At 45.5% G+C, this 19,433-nt stretch carries 18 protein-coding genes; 4 read left to right on the forward strand and 14 right to left on the reverse strand.

The window, feature by feature from the left end; all coding sequences use genetic code 11:
* The 5 genes from CH376_RS12855 to CH376_RS12880 all read right to left on the reverse strand — a co-directional run.
* Positions 1-475: flagellar basal body P-ring protein FlgI (locus CH376_RS12855; protein ID WP_207769139.1), on the reverse strand; the 475-nt coding region annotated here is incomplete at its 3' end.
* Positions 472-1,194: a flagellar basal body L-ring protein FlgH gene (locus CH376_RS12860; RefSeq protein ID WP_100784266.1), complete on the reverse strand. Its 723-nt coding sequence runs from the start codon at positions 1,192-1,194 to the stop codon at positions 472-474. The genes CH376_RS12855 and CH376_RS12860, both read right to left, overlap by 4 nt.
* Positions 1,191-2,084 (reverse strand): flagellar basal body P-ring formation chaperone FlgA, encoded by an 894-nt coding sequence (flgA, locus tag CH376_RS12865; protein ID WP_100784265.1) that lies wholly within the window; start codon positions 2,082-2,084, stop codon positions 1,191-1,193. Before flgA ends, CH376_RS12860 begins: the two co-directional genes overlap by 4 nt.
* Positions 2,085-2,102: 18 nt before the next feature.
* Positions 2,103-2,897, reverse strand: coding sequence for a flagellar basal-body rod protein FlgG (gene flgG, locus CH376_RS12870; RefSeq protein ID WP_100784264.1), 795 nt, complete (start codon positions 2,895-2,897; stop codon positions 2,103-2,105).
* A 558-nt stretch (positions 2,898-3,455) separates the two neighbouring features.
* Positions 3,456-4,616 carry a DNA methyltransferase gene (locus CH376_RS12880; protein WP_100784263.1) on the reverse strand — a complete coding sequence of 387 codons (1,161 nt, stop codon included), beginning with the start codon at positions 4,614-4,616 and terminating at the stop codon, positions 3,456-3,458.
* 353 nt (positions 4,617-4,969) lie between these two features.
* Here CH376_RS12880 and CH376_RS12885 point away from each other — a divergent pair, with 353 nt between their 5' ends.
* The 3 genes from CH376_RS12885 to CH376_RS12895 all read left to right on the forward strand — a co-directional run bounded on the left by CH376_RS12885 (position 4,970) and on the right by CH376_RS12895 (position 8,834).
* The gene (locus tag CH376_RS12885; RefSeq protein WP_100784262.1) at positions 4,970-5,488 is read left to right on the forward strand and encodes a hypothetical protein; all 519 of its coding nucleotides are present in this window, start codon (positions 4,970-4,972) and stop codon (positions 5,486-5,488) included.
* 15 nt (positions 5,489-5,503) lie between these two features.
* Positions 5,504-6,367, forward strand: a complete 864-nt coding sequence (locus tag CH376_RS12890) for a penicillin-binding transpeptidase domain-containing protein (RefSeq protein WP_243394673.1) — start codon at positions 5,504-5,506, stop codon at positions 6,365-6,367.
* A gap of 241 nt (positions 6,368-6,608) precedes the next feature.
* Entirely contained in the window at positions 6,609-8,834 is a 2,226-nt protein-coding gene (locus tag CH376_RS12895; protein ID WP_100784260.1) for a cation:proton antiporter, read from the forward strand.
* On the opposite strand, the gene CH376_RS12900 is transcribed toward CH376_RS12895, so the two are convergent.
* From CH376_RS12900 to CH376_RS12930, 7 genes are all read right to left on the reverse strand, one after another.
* Positions 8,820-10,043: a multiheme c-type cytochrome gene (locus CH376_RS12900; protein ID WP_100784259.1), complete on the reverse strand. Its 1,224-nt coding sequence runs from the start codon at positions 10,041-10,043 to the stop codon at positions 8,820-8,822. The two genes, CH376_RS12895 and CH376_RS12900, sit on opposite strands and share 15 nt — an antisense overlap.
* A complete protein-coding gene (locus tag CH376_RS12905; RefSeq protein ID WP_100784258.1) occupies positions 10,031-11,476 on the reverse strand; it encodes a sulfurtransferase in 1,446 nt (481 codons plus the stop codon). Before CH376_RS12905 ends, CH376_RS12900 begins: the two co-directional genes overlap by 13 nt.
* A gap of 12 nt (positions 11,477-11,488) precedes the next feature.
* The gene (locus CH376_RS12910; protein ID WP_100784257.1) at positions 11,489-12,439 is read right to left on the reverse strand and encodes a hypothetical protein; all 951 of its coding nucleotides are present in this window, start codon (positions 12,437-12,439) and stop codon (positions 11,489-11,491) included.
* An 87-nt stretch (positions 12,440-12,526) separates the two neighbouring features.
* The gene (locus CH376_RS12915) at positions 12,527-12,895 is read right to left on the reverse strand and encodes a hypothetical protein (RefSeq protein ID WP_207767159.1); all 369 of its coding nucleotides are present in this window, start codon (positions 12,893-12,895) and stop codon (positions 12,527-12,529) included.
* An 87-nt stretch (positions 12,896-12,982) separates the two neighbouring features.
* Entirely contained in the window at positions 12,983-14,413 is a 1,431-nt protein-coding gene (locus CH376_RS12920) for a rhodanese (protein WP_100788123.1), read from the reverse strand.
* A gap of 273 nt (positions 14,414-14,686) precedes the next feature.
* A complete protein-coding gene (locus CH376_RS12925; RefSeq protein WP_100784497.1) occupies positions 14,687-15,295 on the reverse strand; it encodes a helix-turn-helix transcriptional regulator in 609 nt (202 codons plus the stop codon).
* 248 nt (positions 15,296-15,543) lie between these two features.
* The gene (locus CH376_RS12930; RefSeq protein ID WP_100784255.1) at positions 15,544-16,758 is read right to left on the reverse strand and encodes a DUF2029 domain-containing protein; all 1,215 of its coding nucleotides are present in this window, start codon (positions 16,756-16,758) and stop codon (positions 15,544-15,546) included.
* 173 nt (positions 16,759-16,931) lie between these two features.
* On the opposite strand from CH376_RS12930, the gene CH376_RS12935 reads away from it, so the two are divergent.
* Positions 16,932-18,023, forward strand: a complete 1,092-nt coding sequence (locus CH376_RS12935; protein WP_100784254.1) for a DNA-methyltransferase — start codon at positions 16,932-16,934, stop codon at positions 18,021-18,023.
* On the opposite strand, the gene arsS is transcribed toward CH376_RS12935, so the two are convergent.
* Together arsS and CH376_RS12945 are read right to left on the reverse strand one after the other, a co-directional pair.
* Positions 17,972-19,015 carry an arsenosugar biosynthesis radical SAM (seleno)protein ArsS gene (gene arsS / locus CH376_RS12940; protein WP_100784253.1) on the reverse strand — a complete coding sequence of 348 codons (1,044 nt, stop codon included), beginning with the start codon at positions 19,013-19,015 and terminating at the stop codon, positions 17,972-17,974. The two genes, CH376_RS12935 and arsS, sit on opposite strands and share 52 nt — an antisense overlap.
* A gap of 29 nt (positions 19,016-19,044) precedes the next feature.
* On the reverse strand, positions 19,045-19,383 hold the full coding sequence (locus tag CH376_RS12945) for an arsenosugar biosynthesis-associated peroxidase-like protein (RefSeq protein WP_100784252.1): 339 nt from the start codon (positions 19,381-19,383) through the stop codon (positions 19,045-19,047).
* Positions 19,384-19,433 lie beyond the last annotated feature (50 nt).

Genomic DNA, 19,433 nt, shown 5'->3' on the forward strand with positions numbered 1-19,433 from the left:
TTCCGCGACCGTTAGTTCCCCGTTCCTGTTCTTGTCTTCCTCCGAAAGATATAACACCCGAAGCGACCGCAAAGGTTTTATCCCCCGCAGTTTTCAGAGGAGATTGCAGAAGAACGCCGCCTTCCAAGGACTTAGCGTCTCCGATCGAGGATACTACTACGTTGAGTTTATCTCCTTTGCGGGCGTAAGTCGGAATCGTCGCGGTGATAAGAACGGACGCGATGTTTCTAGTTTGATCCGGTTTTAGGTTCGCCTCCACGCCGAGATTTTTCAGATAGTTTTTCATACTTTCCGAAGTCATCGGGGTTTTGCTGTCGCCGGTTCCGGGAAGACCGACCACGATTCCGTAGCCTGTGATCTGATTTTCACGGACTCCTTCTATCTTCGCGATATCTTTCAGGCGAAGTTCCGTAGCCGCGAGATCAAAAACACCGCAAAAAAAGAATATATAAAATATGGAATATTTGAATTTCATTGTGATTCTCCGAGGAGACGGTTGAGTTGGTTCAGAATGAGCCTTTGTTTTTCCTCTTCCGAAAGTTCGGCTTTTACGGTCACGGATCCGTCCGGATTGGTGATCGTTTTGAGGGCGATCGGAGGAGTCGCCTGTTTAGGGTTGATTCTTCCGTTGTAAGTGACCTGAAGGTTTGCGATTTTATCCGAATCCAAAGAGGAATCTTTTTCCACAAACTCGGGCGCGACAGTTCCCGCAAGGATCAGACTATTCTCTTCCCCGTTAATAACGCTCAGCTTTTGACCTTGGATCGTGAGAAGTCCCGTATTCGGATCGACCGCGGTAACGAGAGCCGTCAGATTTCCTTTGATCTTTCCGATCGACTTGATCTTTCCCTTATTTTTGCGCGTGATCGTACGATCATTGTTATACGAAGGCATGTCGGGGATGATTTTTTTATCCGGCATTGCCTTCAGAGTAAGAGTTTCGTCCGCGTTGGATTCTAGTTCGAACTCCGCCTGAAGACCGTTCCTGATTTTGATATAAAGAGGAGAACCTACTTTGATGTTCTGGCGGACAGAATACGGATTTTTATCGGTCCAGAGGGAGGAATCCTGCGCCCGCAATCGGGAACCGTCCTCTACAAAGACCACGAATATTAATAAAATGTAAACCGTTCCGGCGCCCAGAATTCCCGGAAAAAGATCGGAGATGATTTTTTTGATAGAATCGAATTTCATTCCGTAACCACCGTATTCTTATCCACGACCTTGGCTCTCATCTGACCTTCTCTGGAATGGGTGGTCACTTGCACATCCTCGCCTATGTTCCCGGAACTAAGAGCCTTAACTTTCGTCTTTAAAACGAGACTGCCCTTATGATAGATCATAAGAATTTCCCCGCCTCTCTGAACGTCTGCGATTTTACGGACGTGTTTTTTACGGAAGATTTCACCTTCGTTCATATCCTTCAAAAGCGTTGAGCCAAGAAGTTCCTTGCCTGGAGAATCTAATATTTCTTCGGGAGTCAAGACTTCTTCTTCCTTAAAATCGTCTTCCGTGATTTTGATTCCTTTCTGCAATGCGCGGATCGCCTTTTGAACCCGAACCTTCTGTTCCACTTGAAATCGGATCCTGAGAGTATGAATTTTCTGATTTTGGAAAAAAATCTCCAAGGACGCCATTACCTGTCCCGGATGCAAGCGGGAGGAGAGATTCGCCCAACGAAGTTCGACTCCTTCCTGCGGAACCTTTGTTTCGCCGGATAAAAACGTTAGACGAAATTCTTCTCCCGGATGCTTTTTTTTGATTTCGTTCGCGAGAGATTCGGTGATTTCAAAAGGCTCCAGCGTATGATTGAGGGGAAGAACCAGGGTTTCCTTTCCGGTCACGATCGGATCCAGATCCCTATAGACGTTTAAAATTTCTTTGGAACCGATAAAAACGGGCTTTTTTAAATTTCTGAGGATGACTCGATCTTCGAACCCGTCGGGAATTCTCGCGATCGAAGAAAGAAAGACCTCGTCTCCTTCGACCAAAGCCCGTCCCTTTAGATAAATCCCGGACACTCCTCTTCCGAAAAGAGGGTTAAAAACCAAAATCGAAAGCAGAAGTGTCGCCAAGAGTTTCATTAGAAATTTATAAAATTCTTATCTCTTGAGTGAAATCGCGGTGGAAAGCATGTTATCCGAAGTTTGGATCGCTTTCGAGTTGGATTCGTAAGCCCTTTGAGCGACGATCATGTTCACCATTTCTTCCACGATCTTTACGTTACTCATCTCTAAAAAACCCTGAAGGACGTTTCCGAATCCTTCCATACCGGGTGTTCCCGGAATTTCAGGACCGGAAGCCATCGTCTCTTGAAATAAGTTTTTTCCAATCGCGGTAAGACCGGCGGGGTTTACGAAACGATAGAGTTCCACCTGACCGATGACGATAGGACGGATATCCGCTCCGACTTTTACGGTGACTTCTCCTTGTTCGGAGATCATGAGAGTATTTAAGATTGCGCCTTCCGGAAGAATCAGAGGAGGTTCGAGGAGATATCCGTTAGACGTCACCACTTGCTGGTTCGAATCTATCTTGAAAGATCCGTCCCTTGAGAACGCAAAACTTCCGTCGGGCATCTGAATTTTGAAAAATCCCATCTCGCCGGTGATCGCCATATCGAGTTTATTTCCGGTGGCTTGAAAGGATCCGATCTCGAAAAGTTTTTGCGAGGCCGCCGCGCGAACCCCGTGCCCAACGTTAACGCCGGTAGGAATTTCACTGACGGAAGTGGCGGGAGTTCCGGCCAAAACCTGGTGTTGATAGACTAAGTCCTCAAAGTCGGCGCGGTTCTTTTTAAAACCGGTCGTGTTCACGTTCGCCAAGTTGTTTGAAATCGTATCGATATGGAATTGCTGGGCAATCATACCCGTAGCCGCAGTCCAGAGTGAGCGCATCATATTCCGGTAACCCTCTTCTGAATTTAAGTTCGGTAGAATTTCAAAATTGGTGAAGGGGAAAGCTCGGATTTAGAGACAGAATTCGTAAAAAATGAGAGTTTATGGATGGGGGAAGTCTCCCCCTCGCTGCAGCCGCAAAGCGTCTTACGCTCCCCCCTCTCCGGGCGACTTCTCTCCAATTCAATGCCCGGACCCAAAATGCGATTCGAAAAAACGAATTTGGTCCGGGTTATAATAAACTTCGCCTAAAAAGAAGGAGTTCCCACACCGCAAGGGACGCGGAGGGTTCAGTCTAAAACGAGCGCGAAAAAAGGGAACGTATTCTTTCAAAGTATTTCTTCGCGGCGTTTGAGACCGAGCGAGGCTTCGCGAGCCCGGAGCTGCCCGACCGCGTAAGCGGATGCGACCAAACCTTGTAAGAGATCCTACATATTCTTTTACGAGGACGCCTTTGAAAAAACGAAGGAGTTCCCACAATTTTTCTTATTTACAGCGCGTCCCAAAACCTTATTTTATTTTGTCGGAAAGATCAAGCTGCAAGGTTCTTTCCCTGTTTCAGGACAGGTTCTTATAATTTCGAAAGACCACACAACGATTCGAGTTCGTCCCCTTTTCGTTATTCGAAACGTTCCAACAATTGGAAAGTTTGGTAAATTTCTGGTCGTTGATAAACGTAGTCTCCCATTCCAAACCCGTTTCCGAAGCGGCTTGGATTACGTATTCGTCTAGATTGAAAACGGTCCTTCCTTTTTTGATGTCCCCGACTTCCATCACGCAGACTCCCTGCGGTTTTAGAACTCGTGAAAGTTCTTCCAGGGTTCCGCGTATAAAATCGGTCCAACCCGAAAGGGTCGAGAAGATGCTCGGTTTCTTGTGATCGGGAAGTTCGATCTCTAAGAACCAGTACCGAAGCCAGTTGTCCTCTTCGTAGTTCACCTTATCGAGAAAAGGCGGAGACGTTATGACAAGATCCGTAACCGAGTCTTCCAGAGATTCCAGATGCAACGAAGAATGATTGGTATAACGATTTCTTCCCGAAAACTCGTGGTAAAACGGAGGCAGCGGAGTTTTGAGATCTCTCTTCATCTTCTGCAAGATTCTCGACTTGATCTCCTTGTATTCCGGACGGATTCCCTTCTTCTCGTTGTTTCGCTTTTGAGCGCTCGGCGGAATGGAAATCTGAGGAAAACTATAGACGGAAAAAAATCCGTCGCTGTGTCCGTGCAAACGGGAAAGAGCCGTCACTCCTATGTACTGAATTTCAGGAGACGCGTCTTCCGCGAGAATTCTTTTTAGATTTTTGATTTCGTTTAACGTATCTTTGTGATAGAACGCGAGAAGATCCTTGTCTTCCTTTTCTTCCTTCGTTTTTTTCCCGAGATCCATTCCGGAAAGAATTTTCTCCATACTCTCGATAGACGGAACGATCTGCCTCGACTTCGCTAGAAACAAAGACATCGGACTGATATCGTTGTGAATCGCAGTATGTCCTTCCAGATTCGCCTGAATCGAAGTGGTTCCTCTTCCGCCGAACGGATCCAAGACGACTCCCTTACTTCCCGAAAGATATTTATCCAAAAAGAAAGCCGGCAGTTCCGGTTTGAACGAGGCGCGGTAACTTACGCTGTAATGAATGGAATGAGATTGTCTCTGACGAGAAGTCCAGAATTCTCCGGTTTGAATTTTTCTTTCTTTTCTTTTGAGCGCAGTCGACATCCAGGGGCCTCGTATGAAAAGATTTTCGGTCTTCTCCCGAGTTTCCCGCTGAAGAAAAAAAAGAATGAAAGTTGAGATTCGATTTTTAAAATTAGTAGGTTCGATTCTTTTCCCTTATGTCTCTCCTCGGATCCCGATTTTCCGAAAGATCGAAAACAAGCGGGCCTTTTGAAAATTCGAAAGCGCAAAATTCAAACAAACGTACGTGAATTTCTAAATTCAATTTTTTAGCCTTTTTAGACCGGAGCTTCCTGAAATGAGAATGAAACGGACTCGAATTGATTTGTCATTTCGAGGGCTGAATTTTGCATGGATAGAAGAGGGAAGAATATTCCTTTTTCTTAATTTATCCGATGTCTCAAAACGAAACAAACCTCTATTCCCTCCAGGCAATGGATTTAGAATTCGACAAAGAAGTTTTTTGGAATCGTTTTTTTGAAAGATCCGGACTGATCCTCGGCTACGGGGCCTACCTGGTTTGTTTTATCATAGTTTTCGGATTAAAAATGGAAGCCGTCCAATACGCTTCCCTGTTTTATCTGGGTCTTTTCACCCGATTTTCAAGCCTTCTCATAGGAAAGTTCTATGAGATTCCCTCCGTATTTCGAAATCTTTTTTCGAAAGATTCCGCTCTCGTTTCGGCGAGTCGCGAATATTTAAGAACCCATCGCGAGAAAGCGTTTCTCCGTTTGGCGGCTCGTCTCTACGGCATGAACGACGCCTCGGAACTCTACGAGGCGAACGAGGAAGAGTTGATCGAACTCTTAAAACCCAAAATGGAAAAACCTTGGAAGAAGGTGGGAAAAATCTACTTCTTCTTTTTTTATATCCCGGTCTCTCTTATTTTGATTGGCATTTCCGTTCTCAGCTGATTCAGTCAAACTCAAGTGAAGTCTTTACTCCTATTACCGTGGATCCTCCTCGTTCTATTCTTCTGCAAGAGCGAACCGTCCGTTGTCGCACTTCCTCCCATGCCTTTTGCGGAGAAAAATCTAGACTGGGACGGAAAGTCCGCTTGTGCGGTCCTCGTAAACTTAAGCGCAAGAAACAAAATCTACTTTCAAAAAGAGGAATGTTTTTTTAAGTCCCCGCCCGCCTCTCTTTTTCACACGGTCCTCGCTTTGAACGCGTTGGAAAGCGGTTATCTCAAAGAAGACCAATCCCTATTTTTCTGGGATAAGACCAGACATCCTTATATCCGTTGGCAAAAAGATCAGAATCTTAAATCGGCGCTTGAGTATTCGGTTCATTGGTATTTCGCAAAACTCTGGAACGATATCGGTCCGGAAAAAGGAAAACAACTTTTAGAAAGATTCGACGCTTTCAGCGGCTCGGTTCCGATTACGAGAACTTCGTTTTGGCTCGATGGATCTTACACGGTTTCTCCGTCCGAGTTTGTGGACTACTTGGCCCGTTTGCAGGAATCGAATCCGCCTTTCCGCAGGAAAACGATTCAGACCGTTTTAGGTCTTTTAAAAAGAGACGCCGGGTCCGTCGCTAACGCGAGCGGCAATCACGACCTACCGGGAAACTGGAACGGAATCGAAGAATATAAATCGGACTCCGCTTTTTATTACAACCAAGACGAGGCGAATTCCTGGTTCTGGGCTTTGTTTCAAAAAGAAGGAACACAATGGCTGATCTTAACCCGAGTCCGCACGACTGGACAACCCGCGGCTCCGTTAGAAGCGGCTAAGCTCGCATCCAAAGTCCTTCAAGAAGAATCACTTTTGCTTTCCCCTTTTCCATAAATTCGATTTGTTAAGCGAAGTCGCAATTTCGGAGGAAGACCTTCTTTTTGGAAAGAATGGAAAACGATCAATCGTCCTCTTTTTAGGTCCGACCTTCCTCTGATTTTTTCGTCTGAAACCGTCGCGTTCCGACGAACGGAATCATAAAAATATCAATCTTGAAACGCCGCGTTCCTAACTAAAATCTGAATGACGGATCCAGAATTCGGGAAGAAACTGCTCCCAGACGAGGATTCCCCGTATGAAAAAGATATCTCTATTTTACATTTTTCTAATTTTCTCTTTCGTTTTATCCCTCGCCTTCATACTTCAATCCGGAAAGGATCTGGAACCCAAAAAGGAGAATTTCCATTCTTCTCAGGGTTCGGAAGTAGTTTCCGGAAATCAGAAAAAAAATCCGGTCCAAAACGGTTTGGAAAGACCGGGACTTCTCGACTTCGAATCCGTAGGCAAGATTTTTTCAGGACATATCAAACAACCTCTATCCAGGTTATTGCTCCAATTGATCGTGATCATGATAGCGGCTCGTTTTTTCGGAAAGTTAGCGACTCTTGTGGGACAACCCGCGGTCATCGGCGAAATTCTCGCGGGCATTCTTTTAGGCCCCTCGCTTTTAGGTTTGATTTTTCCGGAAGGATTCAATCTTCTTTTTCCGAAAGAATCTTTGTCCACGCTCCAAATTCTCAGCCAATTGGGGCTTTTGCTTTTTATGTTCGTGATCGGAATGGAACTCGATCTCAAGATTTTGAGGAACCAAGCGGAATCCGCGATCGTAATTTCCCATTCCAGCATTATGTTTCCGTTTCTATTGGGCGCGGGTCTCGCCTACTTCATTTTCATTCCTCTTGCGCCCGAAAAAGTGGATTTTATCGCATTCAGTCTTTTTATGGGAATCGGAATGAGCATCACCGCCTTCCCGGTTTTGGCGAGAATCATCCTGGAAAAAGGATGGACCAAAACCACGTTAGGCAGCCTTGCCATCACCGCCGCCGCCGCGGACGACGTTACGGCTTGGTGTGTGCTTGCGGTCGTGGTTACGATCGTAAACGCCGGATCTTTTTCTTCGGGATTTCTCACGATTCTTATGTCGGTCGCGTATATGATCGTTATGTGGAAAGCGATTCTTCCTCTGATGAGAAGAGCCGGAAACCTCTACACAACCAAGGAATCGATGACCAAAACGATCTCCGCATTTTTCTTTCTTTTTATCTTCGCCTCGGCTTGGATCACCGAGGCGATCGGCATACACGCGTTATTCGGCGCATTTTTGGCCGGGGTCGTAATGCCGGATAAAAAAGAACTTCGCAGCAACTTAGTGGATAAGATAGAGGATTTCAGTCTCACTGTCCTGCTTCCGCTTTTTTTCGCTTTTACGGGGCTTAGAACCAAATTCGGACTTCTTTCCAGCGCAGGTCTTTGGCCCGTTTTCTTCTTAATTCTTTTTGTCGCCGTCTTAGGAAAGTTAGGCGGAAGTGCGATCGCATCCAGGCTTTCCGGTAAAAACTGGAAGGATTCCATCTCCATTGGAATTCTCATGAACACCAGAGGTTTGATGGAGTTGATCGTATTGAACATAGGTTACGATCTTGGAGTTTTATCGGAAGAGATTTTTTCGATGATGGTTCTTATGGCTTTGACTACCACAATCATGACCGGACCCGGCTTAAAAATCGTGGACTGGTTTTTTTCCAAAGAGGAGACGGTTTCGAGATACAGATCCGGAAACGGAATTCTGATTTCCTTCGCGCAGCATTCAAGAGGTTTGGAACTATTAAAGATTGCTTATGGACTTTTTCCCGAAAAGAAAAAGGAAAGAGAACTGACTGCGGTCCATCTTTCACCCGATTCCAATATTTCGGAATCTCACGCGGAAAAATACGAAGCCTCGAGTTTTACTCCTCTCAAAGAACTTTCCAAGGACTTGAATCTTAACCTTAGGACGATTTATAAAACCTCCACAAACATCACGAAGGACATCATCCGTATCGTGGAAGACGGTAATTATAAACTTCTTCTTATCGGGGCCGCACGTTCTTTTTTTTCGGACGATATACTCGGAGGAAAGATTAGGACCATCTTAAACGAAACGGAATGCAATACGGGAATTCTATTCTCTTCGCAATTGGAGGACGTAAAAAACATCCACATTCTTTTCGGATCGGAAAAGGATCTGAATCTTTTACAAATCGCAAGAAGATTCGCTTCGAATTACAATTCTAAACTTTCGATCGTGGATCTAAACGGCTCGGTCGATCGGATCCCATCCAAGATCAAACAAAGTCTCAAACGGGAGAAAGTCAAAATTCTTCAACCCGGATCGAGCGTCTCCGACTGGAAACAGTTCGATCTGATTCTCTGCGATTTGGACATTTGGGAAAACCATCCGGAATTTAGAGTGAACGAACTTCCGAAAGGAGGAGGACTTCTTTTGATCCGTTCGGTGGACGAATTTTTACTCGAAGGATGAACTTTCCCAATTCTTTTCCATTTCAAAGAGCACATAACGCGAGGACTTAACTTTTTTTAAAGCCTCCGAAAGCCTGAGTTCTTCCGAGCCGGAAATACCGAACTTTTTTCTTTGATCGTAGTTCTCCTGAAACATCCTCGAGTAAAACTCGTCTGGTTCGACGATCGCCTGAAATCGAACTTTATCCCCTTTCCTCCAATCGGATTCCAAGATTTCCGCGTTCAAAACTGCGCTTTCTCCCGGATCGAGCCTTGTGTCTTCGAATTCGGTTTCCAAATCGATATCGGTAACCCTGCCGATAGTTTTCTCCGCAAGAGGACGATAGATCTTTCCGTTCCGGACCCAACTCAAAGAAATAAAAATCTTAGGAACGGAATAGGTCGGAAATTTATGACCCGCTCCCGTGTTAGTCAAAGAAGCGACGATCGACAGCTTTTCTTTATTAAATTCGAGAATGAACGATGAAGTAAGAGCTCTTCTTGTGGTTTCGGGATCGTGTATCCCCTTCCATTCGTGAGATCGATCCGGCATATGACAATTTTGGCATGTGATTCCTTCGGTTGCATACCGGCTCCTTTTCCATTCCGAGAAAGTTTCCATCATCCGTTTGCCGTTCAGTTTTTTTCCGTCTTCTGACGATTCGTGACAGGACGAGCAAAATTCGGAAGAATCAAATTCTTTCCGGATCACATAACCGCCGTGAGGCGAAGAACCGCTCGGACTCCGACCCGATCGAGGAGGCGGTCCGTATCTTACGTGGTTTCTCACGTGGCAGGAAGCGCACAAAATCCCGTGTTCTTCATTTCCGGCTTTTAGATACGAAAATATCCGCGTTGAAGATTTCGATTTTTTAAAATACTCTTGTGTTTCGGCTAACGGAGAATGACAGGAGAAACATGCGGAAGACTTTTCCTCACCGAGTCGTTTTAGTTGCCACTGAAGTCCGGAGCCCGCCGCTTTCGAATGCAAACTTTCGTTCCATTTCCGGAACTGCTCTTTGTGGCAGGTCCCGCAGTCATTTGGATCGAGACTTTTTTCCGATTCTCCGTAGGCGATCGGAGGATTTCCTTGCAACGCGATCGGAGCGGACCAATACGATTCCAAAAACGGCCTTTCACAATTTGTGAAGAAGAACAATAGAAGCCGGATCGTTATCGTTCTTCCGACTTCCCTTCTTCTTTCCAGAAGAATTTTGATCAGCCTCCGCAAGCGTTACCGCCCCCGCCACCTCCGCCGCCGGAACTTCCTCCCGCAGATCCGCCGCCGCTACTTCCACTCGTATTGCTCAGATAGAATTTATCCTCGTCGATCAACTGATTCGAAGTCCGAGAGAACGATTGTGCCGTAGTAAAACTCGACTTCGTAATATTCGCATCCGGATTGACCGTGAGATTGTCCGTAAGAACGCTTAGATTCGTCTTCCAAGGCGAAACCGCGGGCAAATTGGACCACTTGAGATCGTCGCTGATCGCACGATCGTCCGTCGCAAGAGATCCCCACTCGATCCAGGAACCGTCGTAATAACGAGTTGGAATTCCAAGAATAGCCGCCGAAGCAAAACCCGTTACCGTCGAACGCACGTTAGTTCTGCAATAAGTTATGATCGTCTGACCGGATACGAACCCGGCGGCCGAGTACAGACTTTGTATCTGAGCCTTACTCTTAAACTGAACCGTAATATTCGTATCTTCTAATATATTTACAAAAGGAAGGCTGGCGGCTCCTTTGATATGACCTTCGATTCCCGTAACACAAGGCGGAGTCGCACAAGTTTTTCCGCTCGGCCCCGGAGTGCTCGAAGCCGTTCCCGCGTATTCGGCCGCGGATCTAGCGTCCAGAAAAAAGACTCCGCCTTTCGGAACCGGAGTTACCTTAAGGAAATTAGAATTTCCGTTCTTTAAAATATGAATCAAGTCTCCGAGAGTCGCCTGCAAAATCGTATTGTCCGTTAGAAGGGATTGAACTCCCTTACCACCGGTCGAATTGAGGGGTGAAAGAAAGAGAGTCGTAAAAAGATTTCCTTGGGACGCATGATAGGAAACTGCTCCATTCAAAATTCCTAAACTTTTTGCGGAAGCTCCCCAATAACGAAGCGCATACCATCCTCTCAAAGCCTGTTGCAGATTTGAGGTAGTCGGAGTATCCGCGGAAAAGATTACAAGATCGTTTTGAAGATCGATCCCGTATTTTTTTAGAAACCCGTCTACTTGAGAACCCTGAGGCACCATCGTCTCAGTATCGACGACTCCGTTGTTTCTCGTCTGTCCGAAAGTCGAATCCGCGTCAGTCATTAAGTGCACATACACCCCGCTTCCGGTTTTCGGAAAGATGTATTGTCCGGAAGGCGTACCGGTTTGAATCTGAAAGATAAAAAGTTTTCCGTAAATTCCGAGCGGTTTCCGATTCGGCCAATCCTGAACCCAAAAATTGAGTTTGGAATAGGTGATAAGACCGAAATTGTTTTGGTTATAATCGTCCGCGGAAGCGTTCGCGATTTCTTCCGCCGAATTGACCTTTATGATCAAAGGAAGACGAATCTTCAAAGCGGCCGGAATAAAATCGTAATTGTTGGATTTATTTCCGCAACTCCACACAAAGACGAAGATAAATAAGAAAAATAGAATATTGTTTAGATGTTTCATCCGGTTCTACTCCTAAAGATTGAAGGGAAAGTTAACGATAAAACCGATCGTCTGTAACTTCGCCGTGTTGTATCCTGCGTAAGTCTGGGAATAATAGAGGTTATAAAAATTACCGTACGAATCGGTAAAACCCAGAGAAGCCTCCGCGTTATGATAGTCTTCCCTTCTTCCCCAGGCGGGACGTTCGTTTTGTACCCAGAGATCGTAGAGATTCACCCCGGGAATCGTATCCGGCACGGTTAAGTTCAGATAATTCAGGGGAGGCGCCTGCCTAGGGTCTGCGAAGGCGTAACCCCCTTGACCTTTCTGCCCTCTGGCACCGATCGTAAAAAAGAAACTTTCAAAAAATCTTAAATAGAATCCGGAATAATAGAGAATGTCGTCCGGAACCGGGCTCTCCCTTCTTCGATAACTGAGTTCGCCTAACGCACCCAAACCGTAAAAATCGAAGTCCTTTGCGAGATAGAGATTGACCTCCCCTCCGTTCGCGCCGTCTCCGAGCGATTGCGGGTTACGATCATAGTCTCCCTTTTTAATCGCGCCCGCTCTCACCGAAATCGTGGGGATCCACCGTTTGTCATGGTCGAATTCGTCTACAACTTTATAACGGATTCCGATTCTGGTATCCAAATAACCGTATTTATCCGGACTTTCCGGAATCTGCATGAGACCTCCATAACGATCCACTAATTTAGCTCTTCCTAATTTACCAAAACCGGTTCCGAAATCAACCGTGAGTCGATCCGTGATTCCGTATTCCAAGACCATATTTCCGGTGCTGATCCTGATATTGTCGTCGTAGTTCGCCTTTGTGTTTGCGAGATACGCCGAGTCGTATTCGGAGTGGATAAAGACCGTCCTTACCCACAACTGTCTCTGATACGGAGACCACGCCTGCTGCGCTTGAATTCCAGAAGCGGTCAAAAGCGTCAAACACCACAGAATTCCAAATCTATAATTCATAATTCATACCAAATATTCATAATTCTTAAACTTATAAGAATCGGATTCTTCATGTTTCCGATCCGTCAGACTTAGAGCGGAGACGGATCATTCCTTTTTATCTTCGAGCTTTACGTTAAAGCGAACGCTCACGAAGTATTCAAGGGAATCCAACTGTTCGGGGGTCAACTTTCCCGCGAATTCTTCGAGGTTGATCCTTTGTTTTTCGCTGTTGGGCAAAGATCCTTGTAGGTATTCAAGGCGTATCTTTTGAGCGGATATTTTAGCCGGGTCAGCGGCGGCCGTGATTTCTATCTCGCGATTGAATACGGATTTACCGAGATGATATTTTTCGCGGTCCTTTCCTTTGGGAATCTGAGCGACTCCCCCTCCGCTAAATCCGCCTGAAGCAAAGGAAGGAATTGTCAAAACGCCTAATAGACCGACGAGTATGCTTAAAATAAAAAATTGTTTCACTGCAACTTCTCCGAAATGTATTTATCAAAGCAGGAACGCCGCGTCGTAATGACGCGACGTTTCAAAAAAATTCTTTTCTATTCCATTCTACTGAATCTTGTAATTCCAATCGTCAATGAGCGTCTGACGCGAAGTAGTCGCGTTCGGATTGACGACGGTTTTATAGTTGGCCGCGTTAGCCGCGTTGAACGTAGGTCCGCCTCCGGACCCGCCCGTGCTTACGGTCAAGTCCGCGGTGTCTGTTGCAAAAGGAGAACCTGCCGGAAGAGTTCTTTTTGTAGGATCCGGATGATTTGCAGAGAGACCGTTCCATTCTATAAAAGAATTCTCATAGAATACGGTCGGCCGTCCGAGGATCACAAAAGTCGAGAGACCCGTAACCATCGATCTTGCGTTCGTCCTGCAATAGTGGAGATAGGTTTGCCCTTGTTGATAACCGTTGGCCGAAGCGTTTTCCGCGTGTCCCCAACCGGAGGGGTTGGACCATAATGCAGCGATAGCCGCCTTCGATTTGAAACGTCCCGTGGTTTGATCTACCACTTGCAGCCAAGGCGCAAAGAATGCCCCTTTCAAATGTCCTTCCGTGAGCGCTTTTTTCGCCGCTTCGACTTCCGCGGCGTTTGTTCCATCAGCCGTCCCGACAAACTCGCGTTCGGTGGAAGTCGTGTTGTGTCTTGCGTCGGCGATGAATACGGAAGAAGTCAATCCGGTCACGCCGTGAGAATTCGGATTTCGTACGATCTTGATCACGTTTTCAACGGGTTGAACGAGCACCGAGTTATCCACAGTACGAAGACTTTTTACGGAATACGTTCCGTCGTTAGGCGGAGAACTTTCAGTTCCGGAAGCGGTCAAATCGGATGCGGAGAATTGAGTACTAATCGGTCCGTCCAAAACCGCAACGTGTTTTGCATCCGCTCCCCAATAACGAAGCCAATACAATCCTCTACCGAGGGTTTGATAGTTGCCGCCCTTCGGAGAAGCGGAAGTTCCCGCGCCGGAATCGGTTCCTGCGGCAAAGACGACGAGATCTTTGGAAAGATCGATTCGATACAATTTTAGAAAAGCGTCAGTTCTCGCTCCATCGGGAAGACCGGTCTGTACGTTGTCGAACAAACCGTTGTTCCTTTTTTGCCTAAAGTTGATATCCGTTCCGCCGCCGTTCGGCCATGAATAAACGTTAACACCGCTGGTCGGTTTAATAAATTCCTGACCGGCCGCTCCCGTATTCGATTGAAGGATGATCAGATTCCCCGATATCGAAGCCGGCTTCTGCCCGGCCCAATCGGATCTCCATCGATTGATCGTTGTGGCGGTCACCAGACCGAACTCGTTGTTGTCGTAGTTATCGTATGATTCCACAGCGAGTTCCGCGGCGGTGTTAACCTTAACTCCGTTTGCGATGATTCCAGCTATGGCCCAAAGGAGAACGTCGTCTTTTTTTTCCGATGGTTTGCAGGTTCCCAGAAACCCCGCAAGAGCCAGCACGATTCCAAATTTACCAAGTTTGCATTTCATGGTTTTTTCCTTACGTTAGTTTCTCCCAGCGGGGTTTCATTGCCCAAAGGAAGTTTTCCCTAAGTTCGGATCGGAGGATTAGAATACTAATATTTTTCCGTTTTAACAGATTTATTATTTACTATAATAAACAAGCATATTGACAATTTGTTAAAAATATTTCATCATATTTTGTCTAACGCATAACGTTAATCCGAAATGGATCGTTTTGAACTGAATTATAATTTGAAAGTTTCAGAAGAATGAAAAGCGGATCCTCAAGGATCCGATCTTTTAGAGGCTTACGGAGGAGCTAATCCAAAACAGGAGCGCTTTGGAAGAGGAAGGATTGAAAATTTCTTGGAGATCTTGAGCGAGAAACACGGCCGTATCCCCCGGTGAAAGTAAATTTTTCTTACCGCCGAAAACCAAACCGATCTCGCCTTCCACCAAGGAAACGGTTTGGGATTTTTGTTTTTGAAACCAGATCGGCAAAGGAAAACTTCCGGGAGACAATTCCACTTCCAAAAATTCGAGATGATTTTCCGAATCCTTATACAAAACACGGGCGCTCAACCTTTCCCTGTTTAGCGTAAGAATCTTCGATTCCTCCTTACGAAAGATCTTTGGGCTGTGCATCGAAACGTCGGGCAAAAATTCCGCAACCTGAGTTCGAAGCGCTTTGGATAATTTCCAAAGAATCGCGATGCTCGGAGTCGTCTTTCCGGTCTCGATCAAGCCCAACATCCCACGGCTGACCTGCGCGATCTGGGCTACTTTTTCCATGGAGAGTCCAAGTTCCAATCTCCGCTTCCGAATCTTATCTCCGAGAAAACTTGTCAAAAAATCGTCAGGAACTTTTTCCGAAGGAGGAGTATCTGAATTATCTAAACTGCGAGCCATAACTGTTTGCAAAGGAAGCACCTCTTTTCTCGATTCTTTCCATCCCGCTTTGAAATTTCGCTTCACCCCATACTCAAAAAAAACCCGGGAATCCCGGGGTAGAAAAGGGTCTTTTTCAGAGAAAGTTAGAGTTAGGACGGATCCAGTGAAGAACCCGTCAAGCAGATAATTTTTCTAAGATATTAGAAAGTCAATTCATATTTCAATATAACATACAGATATGAGTTATATATTGGATCTATTGACAACTATCTTGTCCTTTTTGACAAAAATTTTGGAAGAATTAAGGAAAGAAAAACTAAAGAATACTCTAAAAGCAGAACCCAAAGCGGATTTTCATAAAGTTGCAGTTGGGTCGAAGAGGAAAGGGTTTTACCAGAAATATACGATAAAATGACCACTCCGCAAAATACGATTCCGGGAAAATTTTCGCTTCGAATCCAAAAGAAAAGAGCCCAGAGCAGATACCATGGATTCACAACGGGACTCAAAAGAAAAAACCAAAGAAAACTTTTTCCGAGGGCGCTCTCGTCTCCGTCGTTAAATTCTTTGAGGAAAAAAAGGCCGAGCGTTCCCCAGAGACCAAGACAAAAAACTCCAATCGACCAAACAGGAACGGACACAAATATGATCCTTCCAAAAATCCACTTTAGAAAAGTGTAAAGTGATGAGTTAAACTCCCAGCTTTCTAAAAAGATCGCAAGCCCGTCTTCTCCCACTCCCCCGCGCATCCCGAAAAAAATATACGGCGCCAAGAGTGTAAAAAAGAAGGCAATCAGGAATGAAACTCGTTTTGTTCGGATCAGACAGAACGGTAATAAGATCCAAGCAAAAATTTTGACTCCACACGCGACTCCAAGACAAACTCCCGCAATCCAATTTTGTTTTCTCTCTTTGTAAATATAAGCTCCGCAAAGTAAGACGAGCCCGAAAAAATCGGGATGAGCTTGGATATAGGTTTCGACGATCAGCAAGGGAAACCAAAATAGAATTCGAAATTCTTTTTGTGTGAAGTTTTTTCGAAGCAACCACCACCCTAAGATCTCTATCAAAAAATACAAACACTTGAGACAAACGAGAGAACCCGGAACCAAATACGCCGAGATACAAAATAGGATCTGTAAGGTCGGTCCGTAGATCGTCGGAACCTCCGGATGATTGATCCTGCTCAGGATCTCAACGGTCCAAATCGGAAGTCCCCGGTCTGAAAAAAAAGATGCGGGAGATTTTCCGTAAGGAGAACCGGTCTCCAGCGTTTGATAACCGTCCCATAAAAATCGAGCCCAGTCGTCTTCCCAGACTGGAAAGGTAAAAATTGCCGTTAGACGAAATAGGATTCCCCAAAACCATATACGATTCCATTCTTTCCCGTCTTCGGTTTTCTTTCTTGGATTTAGCATCGGTAGCAAAACGATTCCAAATAGGATCAGATATACGCTTATATAAAGAATCAGTCCCCCCAATCCCGGTATGCTTTTCCAAAAAAGAAAGAGTACTACGTATAGCAGAAAAGAAACCGGTCCGGTAAAATCGCCATACTTCGGGCTTGAAAACAAAAGCGGTCGTTTTATCACAGAAGACTCCGTCGTTTTGAGTGGACAAAGAAACGGATCAAAAGAATTCTATTGATTGCATTATGAAGAAAACGATCCATGAGATTTTGAATCGGGATTCGAGGGAAACCTTTCCTATCGACTCGGAGACCGTGGATTTGATTCTTACTTCTCCTCCGTATCCTATGATCGAGATGTGGGATGAGCTTTTTTTCGGTTTTTCGGAGGAGATTCGGGAGAGCCTGTTTTCGAACCCGAATCTTTCTTTTGAAAAAATGCACCTGGAATTGGACAAGGTCTGGAAGGAATCGTTTCGTGTTTTGAAAGAAGGCGGTTTTTTCATAGTCAACATCGGAGACGCCACCCGGAAAACGGAATCCGGTTTTCAAATTTTTATGAATCACGCTCGTGTGATCCAAGGTTGCAACTCGCTCGGGTTTCAAAGCCTTCCGGGTATCCTCTGGAGAAAACAAACCAATTCCCCGAATAAATTTATGGGTTCGGGGATGTTGCCGGCGGGAGCGTATGTAACCTTAGAGCATGAGCACATTCTAATATTCAGAAAAGGGAATAAACGAAAATTCTCCACCAAGCCGGAAAAATTGGCGAGGGCGCAAAGCGCGTTTTTTTGGGAGGAGCGTAATCTTTGGTTTTCGGACCTCTGGGATTTTAAGGGAAAAAAACAGGGATTGGATTCTTCGGCAGGAAGAGAAAGAAGCGCGGCGTATCCTCTGGAACTTGCTAATCGAATCGTTCAAATGTATTCTCTCAAAGGGGATTTGGTTTTGGATCCTTTTCTCGGAACGGGAACCACAACTCTTGCCGCAATCGGAAACTGTAGGAACTCCGTAGGTTTCGATCTGGATTCCGATCTTCTTCAAAATCCGTTTCAGGATCTGTCCTCTCTTCCGGAGAAACTCAATCGCACGATTGAAAAAAGGAAAACGAATCACGATCTTTTCGTAAAAGCGAGAATCGAAGACGGGAAATCGTTTCTTCACTTCAATCAAAATCTTCAAACACAGGTCGTGACCAATCAGGAAAAATTTCTGACTTTAGAAAAAATCACCCGGATCCAAAAAACCGCAGAAAACAAAATCGAAGTCGATTATTCCCCGCTCTATCACGCGGTCGCGCCTCCGCAACTGGAACCGGCTCCGGCGGTACAGCCGTAACAGTGCTCCGCAACTCGAATCGTTCTTTTTAACAAAAGTTCGCCGTCGTAGTCTCGTATATTCTGTATTTTTCCGCCGACCTTCATATCCAACATCTGATTGAAGTCGCAATCGTAGAGGGAGCCGTCGTATCCTACGCTAAGAGTATTTTTGCACATAACGCCTAAAGCCGCCGAAGGATTGAAGGAATTCACCAGCTTTTCCAAATAGTTTTCTATGTTTCCGCTTTCACGCAGGTATTCCAAATATCTAGAAATCGGCATATTCGTAATCGTGAATAAAGAATTGAACTGGATTCCGTACTCTTTAAGGAGCGAATTTTTAAATTCCTTTTCTAAGGATCCTTGAGCAGCGGGTAAAAATGCGCCTGCTGGATTGTAAACAAGATTGAGAAACAATCCAGAGTTCGGAATTCCGTACCCGACCGAGTTCAGCCGTTTGAGCGCCTCGATCGATCGATCGAAAACACCTTCACCTCTCTGAGAATCGGTTCTTCTTTTCTCAAAATAAGGAAGACTGGACACGACCTCCACCTGGTTTTCGGCGTAAAATCGCGGAAGATCCGCATAACGCGCACCCGCAAGCAGGATCGTCAGATTACAACGAACCATCGCTTTTTTTCCGAGTTTACGTATTTCCTCTACGAGCCAGCGAAATTCAGGATTCATTTCCGGAGCTCCGCCGGTTATATCCACGATCGAAATGGAACTCGTGGCAAGAACGCTCAAACATTCGAGCATCGTATCCTTACTCATACTTTCCTTTCGATCGGGCCCCGCGTCCACATGACAGTGTTTACACGTTTGGTTGCAAAGTTTACCCAAATTCATCTGAAAGATTTCGGTGGGAATCGGATGCAGAGCCCCTACTTTGGTTTGTTCCAGTTTATCGGAAAAAGACGGAAGATTCTTATGATCAAAGACATCTTTCAATATCCGAAGTTGTCGCTCCGGTGAAGAGAGTTCACTCCCCCGTGATTGTAAGGATTTCATTCTTTTTTATTCCTTAAACTTCCGTAAAATCACATTCCGAGTTGTTTGACCTTATTCATCATCTGTACCGAATGTACAAGAGACGCCCCGCCTCGAATCGCAGCCGCTACGTGAACCGCTTCCATAAGTCCGGCTTCACTCACTCCTTTTTCGAGAGTGTCGGTCGTATATGCGTCGATACAATAGGGACATTGAATCGCGTGCGATACTGCGAGAGCGATGAGAGATTTTTCGCGGGCGGTCAAAGCCCCGTCCGCAAAAACGTCTCCATAATAATCAAAAAACTTCTTCGCAAGATTGGGCTGAAATTCCCCGATATTTCCGAATTTTTTGAGATCGTCCGGTACGTAGTAACTTTCCTTAGACATTAATTTCCTTTCCCTTGTAAGTATTTCCGTAAAATTCGATTTCGCTTAAC

Source organism: Leptospira adleri, from assembly GCF_002811985.1.
Lineage (GTDB): Bacteria > Spirochaetota > Leptospiria > Leptospirales > Leptospiraceae > Leptospira > Leptospira adleri.

Coding starts and splice junctions, on each gene's coding strand:
- CH376_RS12880 (WP_100784263.1), bottom strand. CDS start 4,616: ATGTCGACTGCGCTCAAAAGAAAAGAAAGAAAAATTCAAACCGGAGAA.
- CH376_RS12910 (WP_100784257.1), bottom strand. CDS start 12,439: ATGAATTATAGATTTGGAATTCTGTGGTGTTTGACGCTTTTGACCGCT.
- CH376_RS12920 (WP_100788123.1), bottom strand. CDS start 14,413: ATGAAATGCAAACTTGGTAAATTTGGAATCGTGCTGGCTCTTGCGGGG.
- CH376_RS12860 (WP_100784266.1), bottom strand. CDS start 1,194: ATGAAATTCGATTCTATCAAAAAAATCATCTCCGATCTTTTTCCGGGA.
- CH376_RS12935 (WP_100784254.1), top strand. CDS start 16,932: ATGAAGAAAACGATCCATGAGATTTTGAATCGGGATTCGAGGGAAACC.
- flgA (WP_100784265.1), bottom strand. CDS start 2,084: ATGAAACTCTTGGCGACACTTCTGCTTTCGATTTTGGTTTTTAACCCT.
- CH376_RS12895 (WP_100784260.1), top strand. CDS start 6,609: ATGAAAAAGATATCTCTATTTTACATTTTTCTAATTTTCTCTTTCGTT.
- CH376_RS12905 (WP_100784258.1), bottom strand. CDS start 11,476: ATGAAACATCTAAACAATATTCTATTTTTCTTATTTATCTTCGTCTTT.
- CH376_RS12925 (WP_100784497.1), bottom strand. CDS start 15,295: ATGGCTCGCAGTTTAGATAATTCAGATACTCCTCCTTCGGAAAAAGTT.
- CH376_RS12885 (WP_100784262.1), top strand. CDS start 4,970: ATGTCTCAAAACGAAACAAACCTCTATTCCCTCCAGGCAATGGATTTA.
- flgG (WP_100784264.1), bottom strand. CDS start 2,897: ATGCGCTCACTCTGGACTGCGGCTACGGGTATGATTGCCCAGCAATTC.
- arsS (WP_100784253.1), bottom strand. CDS start 19,015: ATGAAATCCTTACAATCACGGGGGAGTGAACTCTCTTCACCGGAGCGA.
- CH376_RS12945 (WP_100784252.1), bottom strand. CDS start 19,383: ATGTCTAAGGAAAGTTACTACGTACCGGACGATCTCAAAAAATTCGGA.